The organism is Nocardiopsis alba DSM 43377, assembly GCF_000341225.1.
GTDB lineage: Bacteria > Actinomycetota > Actinomycetes > Streptosporangiales > Streptosporangiaceae > Nocardiopsis > Nocardiopsis alba.
The window spans coordinates 50,086-66,330 of sequence record NZ_ANAC01000014.1 but is presented as its reverse complement, the minus strand read 5'-3'; the positions used below and the strand labels follow the sequence as shown (position 1 = coordinate 66,330).

Sequence of the window (16,245 nt, the reverse complement as noted above, 5' to 3'; positions counted from 1 at the left end):
GCCAGATCACGCGGCCGATCGTTGGAAAACCTCGGGCACGGGTGTCATCCTTGATTTAGCACGTGCTAAATCACCCTGCCCGGATCCCGTACACGACGGCCGGCACGGTCCTCTCGGCACCACCGGACCTCCGGTGCCGCTCACACCTCCCCACCACCTCGAAGCACACCTCGCCTTCTCCTGCCGCCGTCCACCTCCTGGAAAGGGGCAATCGCCATGCCCTTGGCCCTCCTCGCCCTGGCCCTCGGGGCCTTCGCCATCGGGACCACGGAATTCGTGATCATGGGGCTGCTCCCCGAGGTCGCCGCCGACCTCGGGATCCCCATCCCCACCGCGGGGCATCTGATCTCCGCCTACGCCTTGGGCGTGGTGGTGGGCGCTCCCCTGCTCACCGCGCTGAGCACACGGCTGCCCCGCAAGACCGCCCTGCTGTTGTTCATGGGCGTCTTCCTGCTGGGCAACCTGCTCACCGTGATCGCCCCCTCGCACACCCTGGTCCTGGCCTCCCGCTTCCTGGCCGGGTTGCCGCACGGCGCCTACCTCGGGGTGGCCGCCCTGGTCGCCGCCCATCTGGCCGGCCCCGCCCGCCGGGCCACCGCCGTGGCGCGGGTGATGTTGGGCCTGACCATCGCCAACATCGTGGGGGTGCCCGCCGGAACCCTGCTGGGCCAGCTCACCGGTTGGCGCACCGCGTTCCTGGTGGTGGCCGGGATCGCGGCGCTGACCCTGCTCGGCGTGGCCCGTTGGGTACCGCACGTATCGATCGCCACCAGCGGCGGGCTGCGCGGGGAGTTCTCCGCCCTGGCCCGCTCCCAGGTCGTGCTGGGCCTGCTCACCGCGGTGTTCGGGTTCGCGGGGGTCTTCGCCGTCTACAGCTACATCTCGCCGATGATGACCGAACTGGCGGGCATGCCCACCACCGCCGTACCCGTGGTGCTGGCGCTGTTCGGGGTGGGGATGACCCTGGGGTCGCTCGTGGTCGGCCCGTTGGCCGACCGTTGGCTGCGACCCACCATCTACGGTTCGTTGGCGGCCCTTGCCGCCGTGCTGGCCCTGTTCACCCTCGCCGTGCACAACCCCTGGACGGCGGCGATCGGCGTGGTGGTGCTGGGCGCCGTCGGGTTCGGCGTGACGGCCCCGCTCCAGGTGCTGGTGATGAGCCGTGCGGGCGCGGCGCCGAGTCTGGCCTCGGCCTCCAACCACTCGGCCTTCAACCTGGCCAACGCCGGAGGCGCCTGGGTGGGCGGCGTGGGCATCGCGATGGGGCTGGGCTACGCCTCCCCCGCCGCGATCGGCGCGGTCCTGGCCGTGGTCGGTCTGGGGATCGCGGTGACGGCCGGTCTCATCGACCGCTCCCCCACGTCGGACGGCGCCCCGGCCGAGGAGCCCACCCGCGTGGGCTGAGTACGGCGACGCCGCGTTCGACGGAACGAGGGGCCGGGGCATGCCGCCCCGGCCCCTCTCACCTCCGCCTCATCGGGAGAGGGTACGGCTGCGTCCCCGGAACTCGGCGACGACCTCCTCGCCCCTCCTGACGGTGACGTCGTAGACGCCGCTGCGGCCGTACACGACCCGTTCCACGGCGGTGGCCACCAGGACGTCGCCCTCACGGGCGGAGGTCACGAAGGTGATGTCGCCCCCCGCCGCGACGGTCACCCCGCCGCCCTCCACGTTGCAGGCGCAGGCGAAGGCGGTGTCGGCGAGGGTGAACACGAACCCTCCGTGGGCGATGGCGTGGCCGTTGACCATGAGCGGCCCCACGGTCATCTCCACGACGGCGGTGCCATCTCCGGCCTCGAGCAGCCGCATGCCCAGGTTCCGGGAGGCCTTGTCGGCCTCGAACATCCGCCAGGCGGTCTCGTTGCGCGCCTCGGGCGCCCGTTCGTCGCTCATGAGTCGAAGTCCACGGTCAGGGTGTCGGTCTCGGGCAGGGACTGGCAGGCCAACGCGTACCCGGCCTCGACCTCGGCGGGGGTGAGCGCGTAGTTGCGGCGCATCGCGACCTCGCCGTCGCACACCTTCACCCGACAGGTACCGCAGACGCCGCCCTTGCAGGCGAAGGGCAGGTCAGGACGGTAGCGCTGGGCGGCGTCCAGGACCGGCACCCCTCGGGGCAGGGTCAGGGTGGTGGTGCGGCCGTCCAGGACGACGGTGACCTCGCTGGAGGGGCCCTCGACCTCGGGGTCCTCGTGCCGGGCCTGGGGCGGCGGCTCGGCGCCCTCCACGAAGAACAGCTCCTGGTGGACCCGTGCGCCGTCCACCCCGTGTTCGGCCAGGACCCTCCGCGCGTCGGTGACCATCCCGTAGGGGCCGCACAGCCACCAGTGGTCGACCGCGTCGGGGGCGACGATGGTGGACAGCAGAGCCGCCAGCTTCTCGGCGTCCAACCGTCCGGTGAGCAGTTCGGACTCGCGCGGCTCCCGGGACAGGACGTGGACCAGCTCCAGGCGCGGCCCGAAGACGTCCTTGAGGTCGGCCAGCTCGTCGGCGAACATCACGGTGTCGCTGCGGCGGTTGCCGTAGAGCAGGGTGACGTGGGATTCGGTTCGGCGCAGCAGCGAGGCGGCCATGGACAGCATCGGAGTGATGCCGGAGCCGGCGGCCACCAGCACGTGGCGCGCGGCCACGGTCAGGTCGGGGCTGAAGCGACCGGTGGGCACGCCCACCTCGATCTCGTCGCCGGGGCGGACCTCGCGGACCAGCCAGGTGGAGAAGAGGCCGTCGGCGACCAGGCGGACCCCGACCCGGGGCGCCTCTCCGACCGGGGCGCAGATGGAGTAGCTGCGGCGCTCCTCCACCCCGTCGACCTCGCGGCGCAGGGTCAGGGACTGTCCCGGCGCGAAGTCGAACACCTCGGCCAGGTGGTCGGGGACGTCGAAGGCGACCGCGACGGCGTCCTCGCACAGGCGCTCGACGGAGGCCACGCGCAGCCGGTGGAACGCGGCCCGGCCGCGCGCGGCGGCGGGGGCGGTCTCGGTGACGGGTGTGGTCACGGTCAGATCTCCTTGACGTGCTCGAACGGTTCGAGACAGGACCGGCAGCGGTGCAGCGACTTGCAGGAGGTCGATCCGAAGCGGGACAGTTCCTCGGTGTCGGCCGTCGCGCAGCGCGGACAGCGCGGCGCGGTCCGGGTGGGCAGCAGGGTCAGGGGCACCGGCCCGGAAGGGCGGGCGGGGGCGCGGCCGGGCGCCGAGATCCCGTGTTCGGTGAGCTTGCGCCGACCCTCCTCGGTGATCCAGTCGGTGGTCCAGGCGGGTGAGAGGGCGGTGCGCACCTCGACGTCGTCGAACCCGGCCGCGCGCAGGGCGCGGTCCACGTCCACGCGCATCTCGGCCAGCGCGGGACAGCCCGAGTAGGTGGGGGTGATCCACACCGCCACGGTGCCCTCCTCCGAGACCTCGACCTCGCGCAGGATGCCCAGGTCGGCGAGGGTGAGCATGGGCAGTTCGGGGTCGGTGACCGCGGCGGCCGCCTCCCAGGCCCGTCGCCGCGTCTCGTTCGGCGTGGTGGTCACCATGTCGCCTCCGGGTGTTCGCGCGCCACCCGCTGGAGTTCCTCCACCAGGGGCGCCAGCTCGTCGGTGTGCCGCCCCTCCCGTCCGGAGACCTCCCCGTCGGGGAAGGCTCCGGGGGTGTCCAGGGTGGCGGCGGTCAGGACCTGGTCGAGCACCTCGCGCACCTCCTCTCGGACCGAGGCCGGATCCACGCCCGCTCCGAGTCCGGCCAGGGAGGTCTCCACCGGGTGGGCGGCGAAGAGCTCGCCGGTCAGCGGCCACACGTCGGCGACCGCCGCGCTCATGCGCTCGTGGGAGTAGGGGGTGCCGTCCCCCAGACGCAGCGCCCAGGAGACGGCGTACTCGCGGTGGTAGGCCAGTTCGTTGACGCCCTTGGCCGCGATGGCCGCCAGGACCGGGTCCACGCTGTGCGCCAGTCGGGTGAACAGGGCCAGACGCCAGGAGGAGAGCACGAGGAGCGTGACGATACAGCGGGCGAAGTCGCCGCGCGGGGCCTCGGTCAGGCGCACGTTGCGGAACTCCGAGGCGTCCCGACGGTAGGCGAAGGCGTCCTCGTCCCGTCCGGTGCCGTCGGCCTGGCCGGCACGGGCCAGCAGCAGGCGGGCCTGGCCCAACAGGTCGAGGGCGATGTTGGCCAGGGCCACCTCCTCCTCCAGTTCGGGGGCGTCGGTCACCCAGTGGACGAGCCGTTGCGCCTGGACGAGGGCGTCGTCGCCGAGCATCTGGCAGTACTCCGCCAGGGCCGGGCCGTCCACGCCCTCGGGCAGGGTGGTGTCCACGCCCGCGAGCGCCTCGGTGAAGCCGGTGCCGAAGGCCCAGCGGGCGTCGCCGTCGTGCTCCTCGACCAGGCCGGTGAAGATGTTGTCGCCGCTCATGTGCTTCCTTTGCAGCCTTACCGCTAGATGTGCGGGACGTCCTCGGGGATGGGATAGAAGGTCGGGTGCCGGTAGACCTTGTCGCCGCTGGGCTCGAAGTAGGGGTCCTTCTCGTCCGGGCTGGAGGCGGTGACGGCGTCGGCCGGCACGACCCAGATGCTCACGCCCTCGTTGCGCCGGGTGTAGAGGTTGCGGGCGTTGTGCAGGGCCATCTCGTCGTCCGGGGCGTGCAGGGAGCCCACGTGCACGTGGTTCAGGCCGCGCTTGCCGCGCACGAAGACCTCGTAGAGGGGCCATTCGGGGCGGGCCGGGCCCGTGGTCCGATCACTCATACCGTGACCTCCTCGGTGTTACGTCGTTTGGCCGCGTAGGCGGTGGCGGCCTCGCGTACCCAGGCGCCCTTCTCGTGGGCGGCCCGGCGGCGTGCGACGCGTTCGGCGTTCTTGGGACCGTCTCCGGAGATGACCCGCTTGAGCTCGTCCCAGTCGGGCGTGCCGAAGTCGTAGTGTCCGCGTTCGTCGTTCCAGGACAGTTCGGGGTCGGGCAGGGTGACGCCCAGCTTCTCCGCCTGGGGGACGGTCATATCGACGAACTTCTGCCGGAGCTCGTCGTTGGTGTCGATCTTGATGCCCCAGTCCATGGAGCGTCGGGTGTTGGGCGAGTCGGCGTCGGGCGGGCCGAACATCATCAGGGACGGCCACCACCAGCGGTCGACGGCGTCCTGGACCATGGCCCGCTGCCCCTCGGTGCCCTCCATCATGCGCATGAGCAGCTCGTAGCCCTGCCGCTGGTGGAAGGACTCCTCCTTGCAGATGCGCACCATGGCGCGGGCGTAGGGGCCGTAGGAGGTGCGGCAGAGCGGGACCTGGTTGCAGATCGCGGCGCCGTCGACCAGCCAGCCGATCACGCCGACGTCGGCGTAGCCGAGCGAGGGGTAGTTGAAGATCGAGGAGTACTTCTGACGGCCCTCGATCAGCCTCTCGGTGAGGTCGGCGCGGTCCACGCCGAGGGTCTCGGCCGCCGCGTACAGGTACAGGCCGTGTCCGGCCTCGTCCTGCACCTTGGCCAGCAGGATCGCCTTGCGCCGCAGGCTGGGCGCGGACGCGATCCAGTCCCCTTCGGGCTGCATGCCGATGATCTCGGAGTGGGCGTGCTGGGAGACCTGGCGAACGAGGGTCCTGCGGTAGGCCTCGGGCATCCAGTCACGCGGTTCGATCCGCCGGTTGGCCGCGATCCTGGCGTCGAAGTGCGCTTGGAGAGCCTCGTCGGCGCCGGGTGACGCCTCCTGGGCCGTGGTCGACATTGATCATTCCCCATTCATAACCGAACGTTCGGTCAGTAATTAGTATCTCCGGATCCGCCCGCCCGACGCAAGCCCCTCCCCGGCGGTTTCACCCGTCACCCCCGGTGAGGACCTCCTCGGGCGGAGGCGGTGCGCGCCGTCCGTGCGGCGCGCACCGCGTGTTCCTACCGGCCGGTGAAGGTCGGCTTCTCCTTGTTCAGGAAGGAGCGCACCGCGCCGACGTGGTCCTCGGTGACGCCGAGCCGGTTCTGGAGGTCGGCCTCCTCCTCCAGGAGCTCGGGCAGGTCGCTCTGGCCCTCGGCCGCCGCCCGCACCTCGTGCTTGGCCGCGACGAACGCCGCCGTGGGGCCCGAGGCCAGACCGACCGCGACCTCACGGGCGCGTGTCTCCCAGTCCGCGTCGTCCACCACCTCGGTGACCAGACCCAGCTCCAACGCGCGGTCCGCCGTGAGCATGGTGCCCAGCAGCATCAGCTCCATGGCGCGCGCCTGACCGAGCGCGCGCACCAGACGCAGCGCCAGCCCCGAGTCCGAGGCCAGGCCGATCCCGGTGAAGGCGGTCCCCAGCTTGGCCCTGCGCGCGGCCACCCGGACGTCACCGGCCAGGGCCAGCCCCAGCCCGGCGCCCACGCAGGCCCCGCCGATCCCGACCACGACCGGGACCTGGACGCTCTCCAGACCGAGCACGACCGGGTTGTAGTGCTCGCGCACCGTGGACAGCGCCTGTTCGGGGGTCTCCTCCAGGATCCGGGCGTGCTCGACCAGGTCCTGGCCCACGCAGAACGCCTTGTCCGACCCCAGGAACAGCACCGCCCGCGCGGTGGTGGACTCCGCGGCGCTTCGCACCGCGACCAGCAACTCCTCCTTGACCCGCCGGGTCAGAGCCGGCCGATTCAGCCGGATCGTGGCCACCCCGTCGGCCTCGGTGAACTCCACCGCCTGCGCGTCACTCACGCCTTGTCTCCCTTGTCCCAGGTATGAAAGCCCTCGCCGCTCTTGCGGCCGAGCCTGCCCTCGGCGACCTTACGACGCAGGAGGTCCGGCGGCGAGAACCGGTCCCCCAGTTCGGCGGCCAGATGCTCGGCGATGGCCAGGCGCACGTCGAGTCCGACCAGGTCGGTGAGCTTGAGCGGCCCCATCGGATGGCGGTAGCCCAACTCCATGGCGGTGTCGATGTCGGCGGGGGAGGCGACCCCCTCCTCCACCATGCGGATGGCCTCCAGGCCCAGCATGACGCCCAGCCGGCTGGTGGCGAAGCCCGGGGAGTCGCGCACCACGATCTCGGTCTTGCCCAGGGCCGTCACCCAACCGCGCACCGTCTCCAGGACCTCCGGATCGGTCTCGGGCGCGGTGACCAGCTCCACCAGCCGGGAGGCCGGGACCGGGTTGAAGAAGTGGGTGCCCAGGAAGCGGCCGGGGCGGCTCAGCGCGGCGGCCAGGTCGGTGACCGACAGCGAGCTGGTGTTGGAGGCCAGGACGGTGTCGGGCCCCACGGCCGCCTCGGCCGCGACCAGCACCGCGATCTTGAGGTCGGGCCGCTCGGGGACGGCCTCGACGACGAGTCCGACGTCGGAGGGCAGGTCGGCCACATCGGTGACGGTGTCCAGTCGGGCCAGGTAGGAGGCGGGTTCGGCGTCGATCCTGCCGCGCTCACGAGCCCGTTCCAACCCGGCCACGACACGTCCGCGTCCGGCCTCGGCCGCCTCGGCGGTGACCTCGGCCAACACCACCCGGGAACCGGTGGTGAGGAACTGCTGGACGATACCGGCGCCCATCGTGCCGCCGCCGACGACGGCCACGACCTCGGGCACGCCCTGAGGGGAGATCTCGGAGGTCAACGCTTCTTCCTCTCCAGGAAACGGGTCATCCGCTCGTGCTTGTCGGCGCTCTCGAAGAGCACCGCCTGTGTCAGGTCGTCGGCCAACGGGTGGGGACCGTCGGCGTCCAGGACCATCTTGGTCATCCGCAGGGCCGTCGCGGAGGAGGCGGCCATCCGGTCCAACAGGGCGTGGGCGCTCTCGCGCAGTTCCTCCGAGGGCACGATCCGGGCGACCAGGCCATGACGCAGCGCGGCCTCGGCGTCCAAACGCATGCCGCCCAACAGCACCTGTTTGGCCACCGAGACGCCCACCAACTCCTTGAGCCGCCAGCAGGCGCCGGCCCCCGCGATGATCCCCAGCCCCGGCTCGGGCTGGGCGAAGACCGCCTCGGGGGTGGCGATCCGGATGTCACAGGCGTAGGAGAGCTCGGCCCCGCCGCCCAGCGCCCACCCGTCGATCGCGGCCACCGTGGGCGCGCGCAGACGGTGCAGGCGTTCGAACAGGCGGCTGTTGATCCCGGCCAGGGCCTCGTCACGGCCGCGTTCGCGCAGTTCCGCGATGTCGGCTCCCCCGGCGAAGACCGTTCCGTGCCCGGTCAGCAGCAGCGGCCGGGGGGCCTCCTCCAGTTCGGCGCACACCCGGTGCAGCTCGGCGATCATCCGCGCGTTGATGGCGTTGCGGGCCTCGGGGCGGTACAGCTCGACCACCGTCCGGTCCTCTCGCCGCTCGACCCGGAGGGTCTCGAAGTCCTCGTCCACGCCGGCTCCGTTCTCCCTAGCGCCGTTCACACGCGCTCCACCGTCAGCGCCACGCCCTGGCCCACGCCCACGCACAGGGTGGCCAGACCACGACGGGCGTCCTCGCGCTCCATGCGGTTGATCAGGGTGACCAGGACACGGGAGCCCGAGGACCCCAGCGGGTGGCCCAGGGCGATGGCGCCGCCGTCGGCGTTGACCCGCTCCTCCTTCAGCCCCAGGCGACGCATCACCCCCAGGGACTGGGCGGCGAAGGCCTCGTTGAGCTCCACCGCGCCGATCTCGTCCAACGTCCAACCGGAGCGGTCCAGGACCTTCTCGACGGCGGGGACCGGGCCCAGCCCCATGATCTGGGGGGCGACCCCGGCCGAGGCCGAGGCGACCACCCGTGCCCGAGGGGTGAGACCGTACCGGCGTACGGCCTCGGCGCCGGCCAACAGCAGGGCCGAGGCTCCGTCGGAGAGCGAGGAGGAGTTGCCCGCGGTGACGATCCCGCCCTGGCGGAAGACCGGCCGCAGGCGGGCCAGCCCCTCCATGGTGGAGCCGGCTCGCGGCCCCTCGTCGGCGGTGACCTCGTGGGTGGCGCCCTTGCGTCCGTGCACGGTGACCGGGACGATCTCGCCGTCGAAGCGACCGGCCGCGGCGGCGGCCAGGGCCCTTTCGTGGCTGCGCAGGGCGAAGGCGTCGCACTCCTCGCGGGTCAGCCCCTCAAGGGTCGCGACCTCCTCCGCCGTCTCCCCCATCGACAGGGTGTAGCGCAGGTCCTCGGGGGAGGCGTCGTCCGGGACGCGGGCGTCGGCCTCGGCGAAGCGGGGGTTGGTGAAACGCCAGCCCAGGGAGGTGTCGGCGACCTCGCCGGGCTTGGCCCAGGGGGTTCCGGGCTTGGCCATGACCCAGGGGGCCCGGGTCATCGACTCCACGCCGCCGGCGACCACGATGTCGGCGTCACCGGCGCGGACGGCCTGGGCGGCGGAGGCGACGGCGGTCAGGCCGCTGGCGCACAGACGGTTGACGGTGTAGCCGGGCACCGAGGGGTCGAGTCCACCGAGCAGGGCCGCCATGCGCGCCACGTTGCGGTTGTCCTCCCCCGCCTGGTTGGCGGCGCCGAGGATCACCTCGTCGACGGCCTCGCCCGGCACGCCGGTCCGGCGGACCACCTCGGAGACGACCCGGGCGGCGAGATCGTCGGGGCGGACGGACGCCAGGGCGCCCCCGTAACGGCCCTGAGGGGTGCGGACCCCGTCGACCACGTAGACGTCGCTCACGTACGGCCTCCTGTTTCGAGGGCGGTGGCGTGGGCCACCGCGGGGTGTGAACTCATCGACACTTCTCCTTGACACCGCGGGTCGGAGACTGAGTAAATGCATTAGTAACCGAACGTTCGGTCAGTAAGCAAGTCGACCCTCCCTCTCGAAGGCCGACCACGATCCGCCATCGCGCGACGACGCCGAAGACCCGCCCCCGCGCCCGGCCCGGCGACACACCGCGCACCGTACCCGGAGAGGCCCATGGCAAGCCAGGACACCACCACTCATTCGGCCGGTACCGAACTCCGGAGGCGTCTGGGGCCGACGCCCGAGCCCGGGACCCTGGACCCGGCCGAACGCATGAGCGTCGACGAACTCCGCGCCCTCCAGTTCGACCGTCTGCGTCGGACGTTGGAGCACGCCTACACCAACGTGCCCCTGTACCGGCGCAGGTTCGACGAGGCGGGTGTCCGCCCCGAGGACCTCCGGACGCTGGAGGACCTGGCCCTCTTCCCCCACACCACCAAGGACGATCTGCGGGACAACTACCCCTTCGGGATGTTCGCCGTCCCCCAGGAACGGGTCAGCCGGATCCACGCCTCCAGCGGCACCACCGGCAAGCCCACCGTGGTCGGCTACACCAAGGAGGACATCGACGTCTGGGCCGACGTCGTCGCCCGTTCCATCCGCGCCGCGGGCGGCCGGCCCGGGGACAAGGTCCACGTCTCCTACGGTTACGGCCTGTTCACCGGCGGCCTGGGCGCCCACTACGGCGCGGAGCGGCTCGGCTGCACGGTCATCCCCGCCTCCGGCGGCCAGACCGCCAAGCAGGTGCAGCTCATCCAGGACTTCCGCCCCGAGATCATCATGGTCACGCCCAGCTACATGCTGACGCTGCTGGACGAGTTCGAACGCCAGGGCATCGACCCGCGGAGCACCTCGCTGAGAATCGGGATCTTCGGCGCCGAACCGTGGACCGAGCGGATGCGTCTGGAGATCGAGGAGCGCTTCGACATCAACGCCGTGGACATCTACGGGTTGTCCGAGGTCATGGGCCCCGGCGTGGCCAACGAGTGCGTGGAGACCAAGGACGGACTGCACATCTGGGAGGACCACTTCTATCCCGAGGTGCTGGACCCGATCACCCGGGAGGCGCTGCCGGACGGCGAGAACGGCGAGCTGGTCTTCACCTCCCTGACCAAGCAGGCCATGCCGGTCATCCGCTACCGCACCCGTGATCTGACCACCCTGCGTCCGGGCACCGCCCGCCCCATGCGCCGCATGGACAAGGTCACCGGCCGCAGCGACGACATGATCATCCTGCGCGGCGTGAACGTCTTCCCCACCCAGATCGAGGAGATCGTGCTCGGCCTGGACGGGCTCGCCCCCCACTTCCAGCTGGTCCTGACCAAGGAGGGCCGTCTGGACCGGATGGAGGTACGCGTGGAGGCCGCCCCGGACTGCACGGCCGACCGGCGCGTGGCCCTGTGCCGGGAGATCACCGCGACCGTCAAGGACCGGGTCGGGGTCAGCGTGACCGTGGAGGTCGTCGACCCCGAACGGATCGAACGCTCCGTCGGCAAGTTCCGCCGCGTCATCGACCGACGCCCCCGCGACTGACCGGCCCTGTCGTCCGTTCCCGCGTCGCCCCGGCCATGGGCGCGGGAACGGACGGCCTCACCCCGCTCCCGAGGCCGCGGCGCGATACCCCCTGGGCGAGGTGCCCATCATCCGGGAGAAGGCCGCCGAGAAGGCGGCGGGACTGTCGTACCCCAGATCGGCTGCCACGCGGGTGACCCTCTCCCCTCGGGCCAGGGGCGGCAGGGAACGCAGAACGCAGGCCCGACGCCGCCACTGCGCGAACCCCATCCCGACCTCGGCCCGAAAGAGACGGTTCACCGTGCGCTCACCGACGTGGAGCGCCCGCGCCCACCGCGCGAGCGGATCGTGCACGTCGGGCGCCTCCAGGAACTCCTCGCACAGCGCGCGCAACCCCTCGTGGCGCGGCAACGGCAGATCCAGCGGCAGGGGCACCAACCCCCTCAGCTCGTGCAGGACCAGCTCCATGAGGGTCGCGTCCCTGCCGTGCCGTTCGTGGCGCGGATCGACGTCGACCGCGGCCGAGACCAGGGCCCGCAGCAGCGGCGAGACCTCCACCACCCGGCAGTGTTCGGGGAACCAGGGGACCGCGGCCGGTTCGAGGTACAGGCTGCGGGTGCTCACACCCTCCATCGTGACCTGGTGGTCCACCCCCGCCGGGATCAGCACCGCGCGCTGTGGAGGGACCGTCCACGCGCTGTCCTCGGCGACCACCCGCATCACGCCGGTGACCCCGTACAGGAATTGGGCCCGCCGGTGTCGGTGGCGGGCCAGCACGAAACCGGGCGGGTAGTCGGTGCCGATCGCCAGGACCGGCCGGTCGATGTCGTCCACCTCGTCGACGTGGATGTTGCGCACGGGCAACGACGCTACCCGAGATGTCCGCTGCGCGATCGTTCCTGTCGTCCGCCCGAATGCGCGCCGGCCCCGGCGCTTCTAGCGTGGTGCGGGTGCTCTCCTCGACCCTGATACTCCTGGCCCTGGGCTGTCTGACCGGCGTCACCACGATCGTGTTCGGTTTCGGCGGCGGTTTCGTGACCGTGCCGGTCGTCTACGCCTTCACCCTGGCCCGCGCCGAACCCGGTGTGGACGCCATGGCCGTGGCCGTGGCCACCTCCACCGCCGTGATGGTGGTCAACTCCCTGAGCGCCACCCTGGCCCAGTACCGGGCCGGTCGGCTGCGCCGCGACCTCCTGTGGCCCTTGGGCGCCTACATCGGTCTGGGCGCAGCCGGGGGCGCCCTGATCGCCACCGTGGTCGGCGGCGCCGTCCAGCACGTGTTGTTCGTCGTCTACCTGGCCGCCACCATCGTCGACAGCCTGCTCCGCAAGGGGTTCCTCACCCGTTCCGCGGACGTGGACCCCACCCCCTTGAGACGGGGGCCGACCCGGGTGATCGGGGTGGGCATCGGCGCGGTCACCGGTTTCCTCGGCGTGGGCGGCAGCGTCATGACCGTCCCCCTGCTCCGACGCCGCGGCCTGTCCATGGCCGAGGCCACGGCGGCGGCCAACCCGCTCACCGTGCCGGTGGCCCTGGTGGGGACCCTGGTCTACGCCCTGTGGGGCACCGCCGGGGCCGGGGCCGGTCAGGGCCATCTGGGCTCGGTCGACCTGGTGACCGGGGCGCTGCTGTTGGCCGGTTCCCTGCCCACCATCGCCCTGACCCGACGTCACCTGAGGCGTATCCCCGACCGGGCCCACGCGGTGGCCTACGTGGCTCTGTTGGGCGTCGTTCTGGTCGCGGTGCTGCTGATCTGATCCGTGCCCTCCCCGCCGGCCTCGGGCACCGCGCGCCCGCCGAGGTGGAGGTGGCGCTCCCCCGTGGCCAGGGTGTGGAAGGTGACCGGGGTCCAGGTCCACCGCTCCTTCGCCCGGAACACGTAGAGCCCGTCGTCGATCGGGGCCAGCGGGTGTTCCTCGACCGGGTCGGGGTCCACCCCGCCCAACGCTCCCAGGTCGATCACGCGCAGTCCCCGTCGAGCGCCGTCGCGCCCCAGGACCTCCAGGCGTTGGGAGGTGTTCTCGTACACCTCGGAGACGGAGGCGCGATCCTCTTCGCTCAGGTCCTCGGGATCGTGGTCGGGGGCGGGCGGCGCCGGAACCCGCGTCCCGGCCACCCTCTCGAACACCTCTCCGTACAGCTCCTGGTACAGGTCCCTGGCCCGACCGCCGTTGGTCAGCAGGGCCACCGCGATCCCGGCGTCGGGCAACAGCCGCAGGAAGGCCGACTGGCCGATGGTGTTGCCGTCGTGCCCCACCAGACGCCGCCCGTCCCACCCGTAGCGGATCCAGCCCAGCCCCCAGGAGTCCCCCAGGGTGTAGGGGTCGGGCAGCGTCACCCGCGACCGGGTCATCATCTCGACCGTCTCCTCCGACAGGATCCGCTCCCCGGAGTCGGTACGGCCCCCGCGCAGGTGCGCCTCGGCGAAACCCAGGAGGTCTCCGGCGTTGGCGGTGACGCCGCCCGCCGGCCCCATGGACCGGGGCAGCCCCCATACCGGAGCGCGCTCCGGGTCGGGGTACCCGCGCACGTGCCCCATGGCCGCCCCGTGCGGGATCGCCTCCTCGGGCAGGGTGCCCGCGCGAGTCAGCCCCAGAGGGGCGAACAGCCGCTCCCGCATCGCCTCGTCCCAGGTCAGCCCGGTCGCCTTCTCGATGATCCGTCCCAGCAGGACGAACCCCGAGTTGCAGTAGGAGAACCCGGCCCCCGGCGGGTGGATCGTGGCCGCCTCGGCCAGCGTGCCCACGTACCGTTCCAGGGCGTCGTCGCCCCTTCCCGTGTCGGTGAACAGGTCTCCGTCGATCCCGCTCGTGTGGTCGAGCAGTCTTCCCACGGTGATCGGGGCGGCGCGCCCGGGGTCGTCGGGGAAGGTCTCGGGAACCGCCTCGGCGACGGAGGTGTCGAGCGACAGCAGCCCCTCCTCCACCAGGCCCATGACCACCGTGGCGGTCCAGACCTTGGTGATCGAACCGATCTGGAACACCGATCCGGTGTCGACCGCGTGGCCGGTCGCGACGTCGAGCACCCCATGGGCCGCCTCCACCCTCGCGGCCGGCCGATCCGGACCGGGGGTCCGCACGATCCCCAGCTGAGCCCCGGGCACCCCGTGCCGTCCCGCGAGAACGGCCAACCGCTCGCGCCAGTGCTCGATGTCGATGGGTGTGCTCGAACCGTCGGACAAGACGTCTCCCCTCGCTCGGACCCGGTCAGGGGCTCTCCTCGACCCCCTGACACGGGTTCCCACGATCCCACCCCGGCCCGGGTTCCGCACCCCCGTTCCCCTCGCCCTGTGGACACCGGTTGTGCATCTGCCCACCTCAAAGGCGTCAACTCGCGTTAAATCGTCATTGAGTCGGGGCTCACACCGGCTGCAACCTGGAAAGGTACGGAAAGACACACCCGCCCAGGAGCCCTGCCGCATGCTCGACCTCAAACTGACCCGTGCGCGCGTACGCACCCTCGACGACGACCGCCCCCACGCCACCACCGTGGGCATCGTCGGAGGCCGGATCCTCGGCTTCGACGACGACGTCGCCGACCTGCCCGCGCGCACCGTGGTCGACTGCCAGGGCGCCGCGGTCGTCCCCGGCTTCGGGGACGCGCACAACCACATGGCCTGGTTCGGTCAGTCCCTCTCCGAGCTGCCCTTGGAGGACGTCACCACCCTGGAGGGGATCTACGACGCGGTCGCCGCCAAGGCCCGCACCCTTCCCGAGGACGCCTGGATCGTCGGCTCCGGCTACGACGACACGGTCATGGGGGCCCACCCCGACCGGAACGGCCTCGACCGGGCGGGCGGCGGCCGCCCCGTCTGGCTCAAGCACCGTTCCGGGCACATGTGCGCCGTCAGCGGCGCCGTCCTCCGTCTCTCCGGCGCCGAGAACGCCCCCGACCCCGAGGGCGGGGTCATCGTCCGCGACAGCCACGGGGACGCCACCGGCCTGCTCCAGGAACGCGCCCAAGAGCTGGTCACCGCCCTGGTCATGCCCTACCCCGTCGCCGAGCTCGCCGACGCCCTGGGCCGCGCCTCGCGCGTCTACGCCTCCGAGGGGCTCACCCACGTGGTCGAGGCCGGCATCGGTCACGGCCTGGTCGGCCGCTCCCCCGTGGAGGTCGCCGCCTACCAGCTCGCCCGCGACCGGGGAGAGCTCCTGCCCCGTGTGGAGCTCATGGTGGCCGCCGACAACATGCACCCCCTGGACGCCCACGCCGACGACGGCATCACCACCGGCATCGACCTGGGGCTGCGGTCCGGCTTCGGCGACGACCGTCTGCGTCTGGGCCCGATGAAGATCTGGCTGGACGGCTCCCTCATCGGCCGGACCGCCGCCGTCACCGAACCCCTCTGCGGACACGGGCACGGCGTCTACCAGAACCCGCCCGAGCAGATGCGCGCCCTGGTCGTGGCCGCCCACCGCGCCGGGTGGCGCGTGGCGGCCCACGCCATCGGCGACGACGCGATCGACCTGGCCCTGGACGCCATCGAAGAGGCCCAGCGCGCCCACCCCCGGCCCGACATGCGCCACCGCATCGAACACGCCGGGGTCGTGCGGCCCGATCAGCTTCCCCGCATCGCCGCGCTCGGGGCCGTCCCGGTCCCCCAGCCCCGTTTCCTGTACACCGTCGGCGACGCCATGGCCGCCTCCCTGGGCCCGGACCGGGTCCCGTGGCTCTACCGGCACCGTTCCTTCCTCGACCACGGCATCCGCGTCCCGGGCAGTTCCGACCGCCCGGTCGCGCCCGGGGCACCGCTCCAGGGCATGGAGTCGATGGTCGAGCGCACCAGCTCCGGGGGCGCCGTCCTCGCCCCCGGCGAACGCGTCACAGCCGAACAGGCCCTGCGGGCCTACACCATCGACACCGCATGGGTCGGCCATGACGAACACCGGCGCGGCAGCCTCACACCGGGCAAGCTCGCCGACATCGTGGTCCTGGACCGCGACCCGGTGGACACCGCGGAGCAGGGCATCGGCTCGATCCGGGTCCTGGCGACCCTGGTCGGCGGTGTCCCCGTGCACGGCGCCGACACCCTCGGCATCGCGGACACGAGCACCGCGCTTCACCACACCTGACGGGCGCCCCCGTCAGCATCCCCACCCGCGCCCCAGGGCGCGGATCCCGGATTGGAGAAAC

16 protein-coding genes are annotated in these 16,245 nt (G+C 72.1%); 4 read left to right on the top strand and 12 right to left on the bottom strand.

Features of this window, described 5'->3' with window-relative positions:
- Nucleotides 1–216: 216 nt before the first annotated feature.
- Nucleotides 217–1,404, top strand: coding sequence for an MFS transporter (locus tag D451_RS0116230; protein WP_017535202.1), 1,188 nt, complete (start codon nt 217–219; stop codon nt 1,402–1,404).
- Nucleotides 1,405–1,473: 69 nt separating this feature from the next.
- On the opposite strand, the gene paaI is transcribed toward D451_RS0116230, so the two are convergent.
- The 10 genes from paaI to D451_RS0116180 all read right to left on the bottom strand — a co-directional run bounded on the left by paaI (nt 1,474) and on the right by D451_RS0116180 (nt 9,531).
- On the bottom strand, nt 1,474–1,893 hold the full coding sequence (paaI, locus tag D451_RS0116225; RefSeq protein WP_017535201.1) for a hydroxyphenylacetyl-CoA thioesterase PaaI: 420 nt from the start codon (nt 1,891–1,893) through the stop codon (nt 1,474–1,476).
- Nucleotides 1,890–2,993 (bottom strand): 1,2-phenylacetyl-CoA epoxidase subunit PaaE, encoded by a 1,104-nt coding sequence (gene paaE, locus D451_RS0116220; RefSeq protein ID WP_017535200.1) that lies wholly within the window; start codon nt 2,991–2,993, stop codon nt 1,890–1,892. Before paaE ends, paaI begins: the two co-directional genes overlap by 4 nt.
- A gap of 2 nt (nt 2,994–2,995) precedes the next feature.
- Nucleotides 2,996–3,517, bottom strand: a complete 522-nt coding sequence (gene paaD / locus D451_RS0116215) for a 1,2-phenylacetyl-CoA epoxidase subunit PaaD (protein WP_017535199.1) — start codon at nt 3,515–3,517, stop codon at nt 2,996–2,998.
- Entirely contained in the window at nt 3,511–4,389 is an 879-nt protein-coding gene (gene paaC / locus D451_RS0116210; protein ID WP_017535198.1) for a 1,2-phenylacetyl-CoA epoxidase subunit PaaC, read from the bottom strand. The genes paaD and paaC overlap by 7 nt, the downstream gene beginning before the upstream one ends.
- Before the next feature lie 23 nt (nt 4,390–4,412).
- Entirely contained in the window at nt 4,413–4,721 is a 309-nt protein-coding gene (gene paaB, locus D451_RS0116205; protein WP_014909376.1) for a 1,2-phenylacetyl-CoA epoxidase subunit PaaB, read from the bottom strand.
- A complete protein-coding gene (gene paaA / locus D451_RS0116200) occupies nt 4,718–5,692 on the bottom strand; it encodes a 1,2-phenylacetyl-CoA epoxidase subunit PaaA (RefSeq protein WP_017535197.1) in 975 nt (324 codons plus the stop codon). The genes paaB and paaA overlap by 4 nt, the downstream gene beginning before the upstream one ends.
- A 164-nt stretch (nt 5,693–5,856) precedes the next feature.
- Complete coding sequence (locus tag D451_RS0116195; protein WP_017535196.1) at nt 5,857–6,645, bottom strand: enoyl-CoA hydratase/isomerase family protein; 789 nt, start codon at nt 6,643–6,645, stop codon at nt 5,857–5,859.
- Entirely contained in the window at nt 6,642–7,529 is an 888-nt protein-coding gene (locus D451_RS0116190) for a 3-hydroxyacyl-CoA dehydrogenase family protein (protein ID WP_017535195.1), read from the bottom strand. The genes D451_RS0116195 and D451_RS0116190 overlap by 4 nt, the downstream gene beginning before the upstream one ends.
- Nucleotides 7,526–8,269, bottom strand: a complete 744-nt coding sequence (locus tag D451_RS0116185) for an enoyl-CoA hydratase/isomerase family protein (RefSeq protein ID WP_014912975.1) — start codon at nt 8,267–8,269, stop codon at nt 7,526–7,528. The genes D451_RS0116190 and D451_RS0116185 overlap by 4 nt, the downstream gene beginning before the upstream one ends.
- Nucleotides 8,270–8,295: 26 nt before the next feature.
- A complete protein-coding gene (locus tag D451_RS0116180; RefSeq protein WP_017535194.1) occupies nt 8,296–9,531 on the bottom strand; it encodes a thiolase family protein in 1,236 nt (411 codons plus the stop codon).
- Between the two features lie 243 nt (nt 9,532–9,774).
- Here D451_RS0116180 and paaK point away from each other — a divergent pair, with 243 nt between their 5' ends.
- Complete coding sequence (paaK, locus tag D451_RS0116175; RefSeq protein WP_014910203.1) at nt 9,775–11,133, top strand: phenylacetate--CoA ligase PaaK; 1,359 nt, start codon at nt 9,775–9,777, stop codon at nt 11,131–11,133.
- 57 nt (nt 11,134–11,190) lie between these two features.
- On the opposite strand, the gene D451_RS0116170 is transcribed toward paaK, so the two are convergent.
- Nucleotides 11,191–11,970, bottom strand: a complete 780-nt coding sequence (locus tag D451_RS0116170) for an AraC family transcriptional regulator (RefSeq protein ID WP_020379959.1) — start codon at nt 11,968–11,970, stop codon at nt 11,191–11,193.
- Nucleotides 11,971–12,062: 92 nt separating this feature from the next.
- Here D451_RS0116170 and D451_RS0116165 point away from each other — a divergent pair, with 92 nt between their 5' ends.
- The gene (locus D451_RS0116165) at nt 12,063–12,869 is read left to right on the top strand and encodes a sulfite exporter TauE/SafE family protein (RefSeq protein ID WP_020379958.1); all 807 of its coding nucleotides are present in this window, start codon (nt 12,063–12,065) and stop codon (nt 12,867–12,869) included.
- On the opposite strand, the gene D451_RS0116160 is transcribed toward D451_RS0116165, so the two are convergent.
- Nucleotides 12,821–14,293: a serine hydrolase domain-containing protein gene (locus D451_RS0116160; protein WP_017535191.1), complete on the bottom strand. Its 1,473-nt coding sequence runs from the start codon at nt 14,291–14,293 to the stop codon at nt 12,821–12,823. The two genes, D451_RS0116165 and D451_RS0116160, sit on opposite strands and share 49 nt — an antisense overlap.
- A 238-nt stretch (nt 14,294–14,531) precedes the next feature.
- Between D451_RS0116160 and D451_RS0116155 the strand changes: the two genes are divergently transcribed.
- Nucleotides 14,532–16,184 (top strand): amidohydrolase, encoded by a 1,653-nt coding sequence (locus D451_RS0116155; protein WP_017535190.1) that lies wholly within the window; start codon nt 14,532–14,534, stop codon nt 16,182–16,184.
- The last annotated feature ends 61 nt before the right edge of the window (nt 16,185–16,245 follow it).

Coding starts and splice junctions, on each gene's coding strand:
- D451_RS0116230 (WP_017535202.1), top strand. CDS start 217: ATGCCCTTGGCCCTCCTCGCCCTGGCCCTCGGGGCCTTCGCCATCGGG.
- paaI (WP_017535201.1), bottom strand. CDS start 1,893: ATGAGCGACGAACGGGCGCCCGAGGCGCGCAACGAGACCGCCTGGCGG.
- paaD (WP_017535199.1), bottom strand. CDS start 3,517: ATGGTGACCACCACGCCGAACGAGACGCGGCGACGGGCCTGGGAGGCG.
- paaC (WP_017535198.1), bottom strand. CDS start 4,389: ATGAGCGGCGACAACATCTTCACCGGCCTGGTCGAGGAGCACGACGGC.
- paaB (WP_014909376.1), bottom strand. CDS start 4,721: ATGAGTGATCGGACCACGGGCCCGGCCCGCCCCGAATGGCCCCTCTAC.
- paaA (WP_017535197.1), bottom strand. CDS start 5,692: ATGTCGACCACGGCCCAGGAGGCGTCACCCGGCGCCGACGAGGCTCTC.
- paaK (WP_014910203.1), top strand. CDS start 9,775: ATGGCAAGCCAGGACACCACCACTCATTCGGCCGGTACCGAACTCCGG.
- D451_RS0116155 (WP_017535190.1), top strand. CDS start 14,532: ATGCTCGACCTCAAACTGACCCGTGCGCGCGTACGCACCCTCGACGAC.